Annotated in this window: 9 protein-coding genes; 8 read left to right on the plus strand and 1 reads right to left on the minus strand. The window is 67.3% G+C overall.

Going from position 1 to position 12,735, the window contains the following annotated elements:
* Positions 1-213: 213 nt before the first annotated feature.
* Complete coding sequence (locus IT350_19630; GenBank protein MCC6160272.1) at positions 214-1,650, plus strand: amidase; 1,437 nt, start codon at positions 214-216, stop codon at positions 1,648-1,650.
* Between the two features lie 270 nt (positions 1,651-1,920).
* Here IT350_19630 and IT350_19635 read toward each other — a convergent pair whose 3' ends face one another.
* On the minus strand, positions 1,921-2,265 hold the full coding sequence (locus tag IT350_19635) for a hypothetical protein (protein ID MCC6160273.1): 345 nt from the start codon (positions 2,263-2,265) through the stop codon (positions 1,921-1,923).
* A gap of 245 nt (positions 2,266-2,510) precedes the next feature.
* Here IT350_19635 and IT350_19640 point away from each other — a divergent pair, with 245 nt between their 5' ends.
* The 7 genes from IT350_19640 to IT350_19670 all read left to right on the plus strand — a co-directional run bounded on the left by IT350_19640 (position 2,511) and on the right by IT350_19670 (position 12,684).
* The gene (locus tag IT350_19640) at positions 2,511-4,271 is read left to right on the plus strand and encodes an alkaline phosphatase family protein (protein MCC6160274.1); all 1,761 of its coding nucleotides are present in this window, start codon (positions 2,511-2,513) and stop codon (positions 4,269-4,271) included.
* Positions 4,268-5,377, plus strand: coding sequence for a glycosyltransferase family 9 protein (locus IT350_19645; GenBank protein MCC6160275.1), 1,110 nt, complete (start codon positions 4,268-4,270; stop codon positions 5,375-5,377). The genes IT350_19640 and IT350_19645 overlap by 4 nt, the downstream gene beginning before the upstream one ends.
* 82 nt (positions 5,378-5,459) lie before the next feature.
* Positions 5,460-6,596 carry a glutamate 5-kinase gene (proB, locus tag IT350_19650; protein MCC6160276.1) on the plus strand — a complete coding sequence of 379 codons (1,137 nt, stop codon included), beginning with the start codon at positions 5,460-5,462 and terminating at the stop codon, positions 6,594-6,596.
* The gene (locus IT350_19655) at positions 6,593-7,861 is read left to right on the plus strand and encodes a glutamate-5-semialdehyde dehydrogenase (protein MCC6160277.1); all 1,269 of its coding nucleotides are present in this window, start codon (positions 6,593-6,595) and stop codon (positions 7,859-7,861) included. The genes proB and IT350_19655 overlap by 4 nt, the downstream gene beginning before the upstream one ends.
* A gap of 251 nt (positions 7,862-8,112) precedes the next feature.
* Entirely contained in the window at positions 8,113-10,272 is a 2,160-nt protein-coding gene (locus IT350_19660) for a hypothetical protein (GenBank protein MCC6160278.1), read from the plus strand.
* Between the two features lie 66 nt (positions 10,273-10,338).
* Positions 10,339-11,664 (plus strand): glycosyltransferase family 4 protein, encoded by a 1,326-nt coding sequence (locus IT350_19665; protein ID MCC6160279.1) that lies wholly within the window; start codon positions 10,339-10,341, stop codon positions 11,662-11,664.
* Positions 11,665-11,730: 66 nt separating this feature from the next.
* Positions 11,731-12,684: an SDR family oxidoreductase gene (locus IT350_19670; protein ID MCC6160280.1), complete on the plus strand. Its 954-nt coding sequence runs from the start codon at positions 11,731-11,733 to the stop codon at positions 12,682-12,684.
* Positions 12,685-12,735 lie beyond the last annotated feature (51 nt).

The raw sequence follows: 12,735 nt of genomic DNA on the forward strand, positions 1-12,735 counted from the left end.
TCCGCGCCGAGCGCGCGTGCATCGGCTGCGGCTGCGTTCACGGCGCAGGGGAGCCGCGCGGTTTCGCGACGATCCTCGCGGAAGCGGATCGCATTTTCACATCGGCCCGTTCGAACTGATTTCGACCGCATCGAACTTGCACTTTCGCGCGGCGCGTCTATCGTGACGCGGGACTCATTGCGCCTTGCGCTCCATGCAATTTCGAGGTGACGCGTGCATCCCCTGCTGGAACTTTCGGGTCTCGAACTCGCGCGGAAAATCCGCGAACGCGAGACAACCTCCGCGGAAGTCGTCGCGACGCATATCGATCACGCCCGGAGCGTGAATCCCGTCATCAACGCCGTGGTGGCCGACCGATTCGACGCAGCGATGGATGAAGCGCGTGAAGCGGATCGGACGCTCGCCAAGATAGGGCCGGAGCGCGTACCGACCTATCACGGCGTCCCCTGCACGATCAAAGAGGCCTTTCGGCTTACGGGCATGCCGAACACGTCGGGCCTGTATCGGCGAAAAGGAATTGTCGCGGACAGCGACGCGATCACCGTGAAGCGCATGCGCGGCGCCGGCGCGATCCCGATGGGCGTGACGAATATCCCCGAACTGTGCATGTGGATGGAAACGAACAACACGATCTACGGACGCACGCGCAATCCGTACAACGCCGCGCACATCGTCGGCGGCAGTTCCGGCGGCGAGGGCGCGATCATCGGCTCGGGCGCGTCGCCCTTCGGTCTCGGCGCGGATATCGGCGGCTCGATCCGCATGCCGTCGTTTTTCAACGGCGTTTTCGGCCACAAGTGCTCCGGTGGGCTGATTCCGAACATCGGCCAGCACCCCGTGCCCCGAGGCATCTCCAATATGTATCTCTCCACGGGACCGATCTGCCGCCGCGCCGAGGACCTGTGGCCGCTCGTGAACATCATGAAAGGTCCCGCGCCGGGCGACGCGTGGTGCCGCGAGATGCCGCTCGGCGATCCCGCGGGCGTCGATTGGAAATCGCTGCGCATCCTGAACGTCGTGGACAACTCGGGCATTCGCGTCAGCATGGACCTTCAGGTCGCACAGAAGAACGCCGTGGAGCACTTCCGGCGGCTTGGCGCGACAATCACGACGATGCGTTTCCACCGCATGAAGCAGGCGTTCATGATCTGGTCGTCGATGCTCGCGGCCTCCGGCGAGGACAGCTTCGCCTCCAGCATGGGTGAAGGCCGCGAGATCCCGCGCCTGTGGGAACTCATGAAGTGGTGCGTCGGCGCGAGCGAACACACGATCCCGGCGATCGTACTGGCGATCATGGAGATCTTTCCGAAGTTCACACCGAAGCGCGCCGAGCGGTTCATCGATGAGGGCCGCATCCTGCGCGAGGAACTGGAGGAGGCCATCGGCCCGAACGGCCTGATGTTCTTCCCCTCGCACGCCTACCCTGCGCCGAAGCACAACATGCCGCTCGTGCGCCCGTTCAACTGGGTCTACACGGCAGTCCTGAACGTCATGACCTTCCCGGTCACGCAGGTCCCGCTCGGGCTGAACCATCACCACCTGCCGCTGGGGATGCAGGTCGCGTCGGTGCCGGGCAACGACCACCTGACGGTCGCCGCCGCGCTGGAACTGGAGCGCGCGTTCGGCGGATGGGTGCCGCCGGACGAATGAGATCATGCGACGTTGCGATGTCCGTGCCGCAAGCGACAGCGCGCGGGCAATGCGACGACGCGACGCCCGCGCCGCAAGCGACAACGCGCGGGCAATTCGCCAAGGACACGCCCGCGCACTTTCGTCCCTCGGATGCACTCGGGACTTCGTTTGCGGCACTGACGAACAAACGCGTGAACGCTGCGACGGTGCGATGTCTGTGCCGCAAGCGACAGCGCGCGGGCATTGCTTCTTCCGTCGCGGGCGAGGGCGCCCGCGCCACATTTCAGGTCAGTTGCAGACGACGCCCTGCACGGGCAGGAATGATGGGAACGGCGTCCTCGCCTCCTCGAGATCGGCGAGGGTACGGATCTCCGCGGCCGCCTCGATGGCGCTCCAGACCTCGCGCACCTTCTCGTCGTCGTGTGCCTGCTTCATGGCGTCGAGCGAACCCCATTGGAAAATTTCGATATAGGTTCCGTCTTCCATCGACTTGAGGAACAGCGGCGGGCGCAGCGTGACGTAGCCTTGCTGGCGAAGCGTCGGCACGTGGCGCTTGAGCGCCATCTTGAGTTCCATCTCCTTGCCCTCACGCGGCTTGTACACCGCGAACACGATCTCTCCGGCCATCGGCATTCCCCCTCGTGATTCCAGTTCAACATACGACCGAGCGGCGGCGATTCAAACCGTCGCACGTTTCGAACGCCATGATGTGGCGCAGGGCGAGTCCCCTGTCCCGCACAGCCGAGGGCGGCTGTGCCACATGACCCGCCGGGGTTCAGGCTCCAGCGTGTGGAACAGGCGCCCCCGCCTGTTCTGGGTTCTCACACCGCCTTGCCCCGTCCGCGCGTTTCACCGCACAATGCCTTCTCGGAAATCCCATGACGAAACGACTCTTTCTCCTTTTTCTCGACGGTGCGGATTACGCTTTCACCCGGTCGTTTCTCGACGCGGGGGCGATGCCGAACCTGGCCGCGCTCGCGCGCGGCGGAACGATTGCGCCGCTCGCCACGTCGTTTCCCGCCGAATCGCCCGTTGCCTTCGCCGAGGTGCTGACCGGCTGCAACCCCGGCAAGCACGGCATCTTCGACTTTCTGCACCGCGACGCGGCGACGCGCATGCCCGCCGTTTCGCTCTTTGAGCGCACCGACGAGGGCTTTCGCAACGCGATCGCCGCGCCGACGTTGTGCGAGCCGCTCGCGCGCGCCGCGGTGCGCAGCGCGCTCATCCGCGTACCGGGCGCGTTTCCGCCGCCGCCCGGGGCCGATCTCGTCGTCGGCGGGCTCGGCGTGCCCGACGCGGGCGGCTCGTGGGGTCTCGCGCAGGTGTTCAGCCGCGATGGCGGCGCGGGCGATCTGTTCGGAACGCGCGAGCGCGCGTGGCGGCGCGACGGCGAGAGTTTGATGCTCGATATCGAATCGCCGCACGGCGGCATCGTCACGCAGCGGCTGCGTCTCGCGGGCGGATCGTGGTGGTGGAACACGACGGAGCTTCCCTTCGGGCGCTTCGGCCCGTGGCTCGCGGTGGATTCATCGGGCGGGCGCGGCCTCGCGGCGGCGCACGTCTCGGGCAGCGTGGACGACCCCGTCATCGCGCTCACGCCCGTCTGGGCGCGTTTTGACGACGAGCCCCTCGGCGCGGTGCATCCCCACGTCTGGGCCCGCGACCGCGCTGCGCGCATTCCGCCGACGCCCGCCGCCGGGTGGCCCGAACCGAATATGCTGCATGCGCGCGGGCGGGTTTCGTTCGAGGCGTTTTACGATCTCTCCGCGCGGTGCGCCGCCGACTTCGAGTCGATGACCTTCGACGTGCTCGCCGATCCCGCGTACGACCTCGTGATCGCCAATCACGAACTCTTCGATCGCACGGCGCACGCGGGGTTCGGCGACACCGCGAGTCCCGAGGTTGCCGCCGCGCTCGCGGGCGTGCTCGTGCGTTTCGACGCGTTTGTCGGCGCGGTGCGCGCGCACTTTCCCGACGCCGACGTGTGGGTGGCGAGCGATCACGGGTTTGCGCCGTGGCGGCGGCGCGTCAACCTGAATCGCTGGCTGCTCGAAAACGGCTATCTCGCGGCCGACGCGTCGGTTGTGGACCCGGATCTCGCCTCGCTTCAAGGCGGTGTGTTTTGGGCGGGGGTCGATTGGTCGCGCACGCGAGCCTATGCGATGGGGCTCTCCAAGATCTACCTGAACCTCGAAGGCCGCGAGCCGGACGGCATCGTCGCGCCCGGCAAGCCCGCGCGCGAACTCACCACCGAACTCATCGCAAAGCTCACCGCGTGGCGCGATCCGGCCACGGGCGCTCCGGTGATTCGCCGCGTGCTCGAATCGAAGCGGCTCTATTGGGGCCACGCGATGGACCGGGCGGGCGACCTCGTCGTGTGTTACGAACCTGGCTACCGCACGGACTGGGTTTCGTCTCTCGGGGGGCTCGGCACGCCGGCGCTCGCCGACAACGATACGCAATGGCGCGGCGATCACTGCGGCGTCGATCCCGAACTCATCCCCGGAATTCTGATCTTACCGCGCGCTATCGACACACCGAATCCTTGCCTGCGCGATTTGGCCCCCTCGATCCTGCGTCATTTCGGCGCCGCATCCGTTGAGGCAATGGATGGGCGCGTTCTCTGGAGCGAAGATTGAGTTTTCTTGAAACGAAGACCGTGATCCGTTTCGACTGCCGCCACTACATCGGCGAAAAGCCCTGTCGGTTTCGGAGGCTCTGCGACGGGTGCGGCGAATACAGCCCGATGGGTGCGCGCGTCCTGGTCATCAAGCTCGCGGCGATGGGCGATGTGATCCGCACAACGCCGATCGTCGAGCCCATTCGCGCGCGCCACGGCGCCTGCCACCTCACTTGGGTCGTCGATGCCATTACCGCGCCGCTGCTCGACGGCATCGACGGCATCGACCGCGTGGTCGAGATGAGTCCGACGAATACCGCCATTCTCGCCGCACGGGAGTGGGACGAAGTCTATTGCCTGGACAAGGAGCCACGCGCCATCGCGCTGGCCGCACGCATTCGAGCCGAAACGAAAAGGGGTTTCACGATGACGCCGTGGGGCACGCTGGGGATCTGCGGCCCCGAAGCCGAATACGCCCTGCGCCTCGGCCTCGACGATCCGCTGAAGTTCCTGGAAAATACGAAGACGTATCAGGAGATCATCTTCGAGGCCGTGGGGTTTGCGTTTCGCGACCAACCCGTTCGCATCGGCGTGACCGACGTCGAACGCGAAACCGCCGCCGCCTACCTCGCCTCGCTCGGTCCCGGTCCGTACGTCGGCGTCAACACCGGCGCGGGGCCGGTCTTCGCCACGAAACGCCTGTCGGAGCGGCAGACGGCGGACCTGATGCGCGCGATTCACGTCGACACCGGCATGACGCCGATCGTGCTGGGCGGGCGCGACGAGACCGAGCGCAACGCGCGGATCGTCGCCGAGGCCGCCGTCGGGATCGACGCGCGAACGCACCACACCGTGCGTGAATTCGCGGCGATCGTCGGCAACATGCGCGCCATCGTGTGCGCCGACACCCTCGCCATGCACCTCGCCGTGGCGCAGGGCGTCCCCGTTGTCGCGCTCTTCGGCCCCACTTGCCCGCAGGAGGTGCATCTGTACGGCCGAGGCGAGAAGATCGTCTCCGCGCCGTGGTGCGCACCGTGTTACAAAGGACGGTGCGATCATCACACGTGCATGAACGAGATCGAAACGGATCCGGTCGTCGCGGCACTGCGGCGATGGATCGACTGACAAGGCGAACGGCGGGCACATTGGAATCGGGGGAATCGTCGGTTATGATTCGCGCCCCAAAAGCGAAAACGGTTAGGAACGGATGAGAGAACGGGCGGGCAAATCGCGGCGCGTGGTCGTCAAGCTCGGGTCGAACGTGCTGGCGGGACCCCAGGACGGCCTCGACGTCGCCGTCGTCGCGGGACTCGCGCGCGAAATCCACGCCGCGCGCGCGGCCGGGCGCGAGATCGTCGTCGTCACCTCGGGCGCGGTGCTGGCCGGGCGGCGGAAGCTCGGCATCGCGCCCGCCTCGCCGCTCGATCTCGACGTCGCCGTCAAGCAGGCCATCGCCGCGGTCGGGCAGGTCGAGATCATGCGCTTTTGGCAGAGCATCTTCGACTGGTACGGCATCGCGGTGGGGCAGATTCTCGTGACCCGCGACATCGTCTCGGTACGCAGTCGCTTCATCGCCGCCCGCCACACGCTACGCCAGCTACTCGATCTGGACGTCATCCCCATCGTCAACGAAAACGACAGCGTGGCGAGCGAGGAGATCCAGCTCGGCGACAACGACAACCTCTCGGCCATCGTGGCCGGGGCGGTGGACGCCGACCTGCTCGTGCTGCTCACCGATTGCGACGGCCTGTACTCCAAGGACCCGCGAACGAACCACGACGCCCGGCTGATCGATTTCGTCGCGCTCGACGACGACGGCCGCGATTTCCGCGCCGGCGACAGCGCCTCGGGCGTGGGACTCGGCGGCATGGGCACGAAGGTCGCCTCGGCGCGGCTCGCCGCGCGCACCGGAGCCGTGACCGTGATCGCGAACGGCAAGACCCAGGGCACGCTGACCCGCGTGCTCGCCGGCGAATCGGTCGGGACGATCTTCGAACCGAGCGAAACGCCGCTGCGCGCGCGAAAGCGCTGGCTGCTCTTTCAGGACCAGCCCGAGGGCGTGCTCGTCGTGGACGCGGGGGCGGTCGCGGCGCTGTGCGAGCGGGGCAAGAGCCTGCTCCCCGGCGGCGTCGCCGAGGTCATCGGCGACTTCGATCGCGGCGGCGTGGTCGAGATCCGCGACGCCGGCGGGCGCGCGATCGCGCGCGGGCTCGCCACCTACTCCGCGGACGAGATCCGCGCGATTCGCGGGCGGCGCACCGACGCCATCGCCGACGCGCTCGGCTTCAAGCTCAAGGACGAGGTCGTCCATCGCGACGACATGACCCTGCTGGAGATGCCATGACGGACACCGAAGCCCGCCGCGCGGCGATTGTGCATGCCGCAAGAATGGCGCGCGACGCCGCTGCGCTCGTCGCCATCGCCGACACCGAGCGCAAAAACGCGGCGCTGCGAGCCATGGCGCGCGGGCTGGTCGATCGATGCGGCGAGATCCTCGCGGCCAACGCCCGTGACGTGGAGGCCGCCCGGGAGGGTGGGCTCGCCGATGCGATGATCGACCGGCTCGCGCTCACCGAAGCGCGCGTGCGTGCGATCGCCGACGGCGTGCTCGAGGTCGCCGCCCTGCCCGATCCCGTCGGCGAGATCTCGCAGCTTCGCCGCCGTCCCAACGGCCTGCTCGTGGGGCGAATGCGCATCCCCCTCGGCGTTGTTGCCATCATCTACGAAGCGCGCCCGGGCGTCGCCGCCGACGCCGCCGCGCTGTGCCTCAAATCGGGAAACGCGGTCGTCCTGCGCGGCGGGTCCGACGCCGCACGCAGCAACGCGGTGATCGGCGAGGTCCTGTCGCAGGCCGTCGCGGGCGCGGGGCTGCCGCCGCAGGCCGTCACCGTCATCAACGACACCGGCCGCGACTCCATCGCGTGGCTCGTACAGGTCGAGGACGCCGTCGATCTGGCGATCCCGCGAGGCGGCGAGGGCCTGATCCGCTTTGTCACCGAAAACGCCCGCGTGCCCGTGCTCAAGCACTACAAGGGCGTGTGCCACCTCTACGTGGACGAGTGGGCCGACGGGCAAATCGCCGTGGATCTCGCGGTCAACGGCAAGACGCAGCGCCCCGGCGTGTGCAACGCGCTCGAAACGATCCTGTTCCACGAGCGCGTCGCGGGCGAACTCCTGCCGCGCGTTTGCGGGGCGCTCGCGGAAATGGGCGTGGAGATTCGCGGGTGCGAAAAAACGCGCGCCCTCTTTCCCGCCGCCGTCTCCGCGACGGACGAGGACTGGGCGACGGAATATTTGGGCCTCATCGTCTCCGTGCGCGTCGTCGCCGACATGGACGAAGCGATCCGCCACATCCGGCTTTTCGGTTCCGGGCACACCGAAGCCATCGCCACCGCCCACCACACGCGCGCGATGGACTTCCTGCGTCGCGTCGATTCGTCCACGGTGCTCGTCAACGCATCCACGCGCTTCGCCGATGGCCAGCAGCTCGGCCTGGGCGCGGAGATCGGCATCTCGACGTCGAAGATGCACGCCTACGGGCCCATGGGCCTCGAAGGGCTGACCACGCAGAAATTCATCGTGTTCGGGGATGGCCAGATCCGCACCTGAATGGCGCGGCGGCGAGAGAAAAGACGAAGGCCGCAACCTGCAAGCGCCGGTGGAAGGGTCGAAACAGCCGGTCTTTGGTGAGACTCGTTCGATTCCTTCCGGTCGTACGCCGAAGTCGCGGTCCCCGCGAGTTTCCGTATCGTCCGTCAATTGTGTTATCGGCCTTCCCCACCGGAACTTGAACTTTTCGCGCACAAGAGCTAAGCGAAACGTTGGCGGCGGAACATTCCGTTCGGTCGGTGAGGTGCGGCATGCGCGGACGCAAGGGTTTTTCGGTCATCCTGCTCGTTTTCACGGCGCTGGCATTCGCGATCGGCGCGTCGGCGGACGAGGCCGCGGTGCGCGTCGAGATCGCGGCCGAGTCGGCGGGGGCGATGACCATCGCCGTGCAAATCGATGCCCTGTCCGTGGGCACGGTCCCGACAGCCCTCGGCGCGTTCGCCGAGATCGAACTCGACGGCAGCGGCGTCACCACCGACATCGGTCGCCCGCGCCTGCCCGAAATTCGCCGCCTGATCGAGATCCCCGAGGGCGCGTCCGTTCAGATTCGCGCCAATGCGCGCGACGAGGTGGAATTGTCTCTCGCGGAGATTTCGGACGCATTCGAAGTCCTGCCCGTTCAGCCGTCCGTTGTGAAACTTCCCGGCGCGCGCGAAGCGACCGAATTCGTTTACGACGCGGACGCTTATGCGGCGGGTTCCGCCGGCGACTCCCCCTTGGCCGACCTCAGTGAGATCGGGCGTCTGCGCGGACGTCGCGTCGCGTGGTTGACGCTGCGTCCCGTGACCTACGATCCCGCCGAAGGCACGATCCGCATCGCGACGCGAGTCGATGTCGAGCTGTCGTTCCCCGGCGCGGACGCCGAGGCCACGCAGGTCATGCGCGCGCGCTACGCCGATCCCCGCACCGACGCCATCTTCGCGCGGCTCGCCGCAACACCGCCCGCGTGGCGGTCGAAGCCCGCGTCCGAGTACGGCCCGTCGTCGTACCTCATCATCGGCACGCAGGCTCTCTACGACACGACCGCCTTTCAGGAATTCGTCGCGTGGAAACGGCTCAAGGGATACGACGTCGTGTTCATGACCGTCGCGGAAGCGGGCGGCACCGCGGAGGCTATTCACGCCACCATCCTGAATGCATACGCGACCTGGGAGCGCGTGCCCGCATACGTCTTGCTCCTCGGCGACACCGACACGGTGCCGTTTTTCATCGGTCAGGGCGGCTCGAGCCCGACATCCGATCTGTACTATCAGCTCATGGACGACGCGGACCTCTTCCCCGACATCGGCGTGGGCCGCTTTCCGGCGCGCGACGAACAGCAGCTCACCAACATGGTGACGAAGACGCTGGCGAACGAGCGCGCGGATTTCGCGCAGACGAACTGGGTGCAGACGGCCCTCTTTCTCGCGTCGGAGGATAACCACGACATCAGCGAGGGCACGCACGAGTACGTCATCGGCACTTACATGGATCCCGAGGGCTACGCGAGCGAACGCTTCTACACAAACGAGGGCGCGACCACGATGCAGGTGTTGACGGCGGTAAACGCCGGCGCGTCGCTCGTCACGTATTCGGGCCACGGCGGCGTCACCTCTTGGGCCGACGGACCGGTCGTCGAGCAGAACGAGGTGCGCGATCTCATCAACACCGCGTATCCCATCGTGTTTTCGTTCGCGTGCGTCACCGGCGATTACAGTTACGCCGAGGCGTTTTCCGAAACGTGGCTGCGCGCGACGGGCGGCGCGGTCGCCATGTGGGCGAGCTCCGTCAACAGCTACTGGGATGAAGACGACATCCTGGAGCGCGTCATGTACGACGCGCTCTTCGGCGGCGGCGACCGCATGACGCCGCTGCCCTGGATCGCGGGCATGACCGATTACGGCAAGCTCGGCGTGTGGGAATACTACAACGGCGACGGTCTCTCCCGGCGCTATCTCGAAATGTACAACATCATGGGCGATCCGGAGCAGATGGTGCTCACGCGCGTGCCGGAAGTCCCCGCGTACACGCTTGACGGCGCGATCACCGCCGACGAATCCGACCTCGTGGTGACGGTCGACACCGCTCGCCCCGCGATGGTCGGCATCACGATGGACGGCATGCCGGTCGGCGTCGGGTTCACCGATGCGTCGGGCGTCGCGCCGATTGTCATGTTCGGCCCCGTCGAGGACAAGGCGGAGCTTCAGGTCGTCATTTCCGGTCAGAACCTGATTCCGCAATCGGTTCCGCTGACGGTCGGCGACCAGTTCGAGGGACCGGGCGTACCGTTCAATCCCGGCGACGACGACGCGGACGATGACGACGACCTTCCCGCGGACGACGACGATTTGAAAGGCGATGACGACGACGACGACAAGGGCGGCGACGACGCGGCCTCCGATTCCGGCGACGGGGGCGGCTGCGGCTGCTGAACGGCGATTCGAGATGAACCCACGGCTCCCGGACGCGACGCGCCGGGAGCTTCATGTTTCGCATCCATGCGCATCGCCCATCTGATTCACCAGTTTCCGCCCGAGCGATACGGCGGCGCGGAACGTCACGCGGAGCAGCTCGCCGTCGCGCAGGCCGAGCGGCACGCCGTCTTTTTCTACACGCAGTCCGTTGAACATCGAGGCGATGGAGCTTCCGAGGAATCCGCGGGAGCCATTCGCGTTCGCCGATGGCTCGACCGCCGTCCCGATGCGGATCGCCGGCTCTCGGCGGACATGGCACACGCGTTCGGCGAGTTTCGGCCGGACGTGCTCCACGTGCATCACGGCATTGGCTTTGGCCCCCAAACGCTGATCGATCTGGCGCGGGCGATTCCGACCGTCGCAACGCTGCACGACGACTGGTGGATCTGCCCCCGCGTGCGTCCGATGGTTCGCGGCGAGTCGCCCTGCCCCGGCCCTTCGATTCGGCGGTGCGTTGCGTGTTTTGGCGGCATCGACGGCGATTTGCTGGTCGGCGAGGCCGCCGCGTTTGCCGAGACCGGTCCCGCCCGCGTGTGGATTCGCCGTCGTCGCGACGCCCTGTCCGCGTCAGACTCGTCCGTCGACGCGGCGCGAGTCCGTTTCGCCTCGCTTTTGGAGTCACACCGACTTGCCCGGGCACTCTTCTTCGCGCGGCGTCGCCGGGCGCATGGCGAATTCCTGCAATTCTGCCGCGCGGTCATCAGCCCGTCGGAGCACCTGCTTCGGCGTCACCGCGACGCCGGGCTCGACCTCTCGGCGACCGCACGCGTGATCCCATACGGAATCGACGCCCCGGCTCGCGCGCGAACCGGCGCGGCGCCGCGACCCGTGCGTTTCGCGATGATGGGCAGCCTCGATCGCGACAAGGGAACGCTCCTCGCGATTCGCGCGTTCGAGGGCATCGACTCCGCCGACGCGACGCTCACGCTCATCGGTCCGTGGCGACTGCCGGAACCGCCCGAACGCGCACTGGCCGGGAGCACCGCCGTCCGTTACGCGGGATTCGTGGAGCCGGGGACGCGCGACGTGTGGGGGGAGATCGATGTCCTGATCGTCCCATCGTTATGGGCCGAGAACGCGCCGATGGTCATCACCGAGGCGCACGCGGCGGGTGTGCCCGTCATCGCGGCCGATCACGGTGCGCTGCCCGAGATGGTCGGGCCGGATCGCGGCGGATGGCTCTTCACCGGCCTCGACGCCTTCGCCCTGCGCGCCGTCGTCACGCGCCTCCTTCGCGATCCCGGAGAAATCGACCGCGCGGCGGCGACTATCCGCCCGCCGGTGCCGATCGCAACCGTCGCCGAGTTGATCGACGACGTCTATCGGCATGCCGTGGAATCGTCGAAATAACCGGACGATCCCTTTGACCGTCCCGTCCCGCTCCATATACTGCGCCGATTCTCCCTGCGAGGACCCATGACCCGCTATCTCGTCACCGGCGGCGCCGGTTTCATCGGCCACCACATCGTCCGCGCCCTGCTCGCGGGCGGCCACGCGGTGCGCGTGATCGACAATCTCTCCACCGGTCGCCGCGCCAATCTCGACGGACTCGACGTCGAGTTCATCGCGGGCGACATCCGCGACGCGGCGCTGTGCCGCGAGGTCTGCGACGGCGTCGAATTCGTCTTCCATCAGGCGGCGTTCGTCTCGGTGCCGGCGAGTCTGGCCGATCCCGTCGCATGCCACGAGGTCAACGTCACGGGTTCGCTCAACGTCTTTCGCGCCGCCGCCGACGCGGGCGCGCGCCGCGTGGTCTATGCCAGCTCGTGCGCGGTTTACGGCGACACCGACAAACCCGCCCTCGCCGAGACCGACGCGGGCGCGTTGCTCTCGCCGTACGCGGCGTCCAAGCTCGCGTCCGAGTTGTACGGCCGTATCTTCCCCGCGTGCTACGGTCTCGACACGGTGGGACTGCGTTACTTCAACGTGTTCGGCCCGAGGCAGGACCCAAACTCGCCCTACGCGGCGGTCATTCCGCTCTTCGCGAAGGCGCTTCTCGACGGTACGAGCCCCACGATCTTCGGCGACGGCGAGCAGACGCGCGACTTCGTGTACGTGGACAACGTCGTCTCGGCGAACCTGAAGGCCGCGCACGACGCGCCGCCCTGCGCGCACGTCTTCAACGTCGGCACCGGCGTGGGAACAAGCGTCAACCGACTGGCCGAACTCGTCCGCGCCGAACTCGGCAGCGATCTCAGGCCCGTGCACGCCGAACCGCGCGCGGGCGACATCCGCCACAGCCGCGCCACCATCGACCGCGTCGTTTCGACGCTCGGTTACGTGCCCGCGGTTTCGCTGGAAGACGGCCTGACGCGAACGGTGCGCGCCTATCGCGAGGAATATGCCGCGCTCAAGAAGAGTGCGTCCTGAGTTTCACGACGCGTGCGTCTTGAGTTTCACGACGCGTGCGTCTTGAGTTTC

It is taken from the genome of Deltaproteobacteria bacterium (genome assembly GCA_020845895.1).
GTDB lineage: Bacteria > Lernaellota > Lernaellaia > JACKCT01 > JACKCT01 > JADLEX01.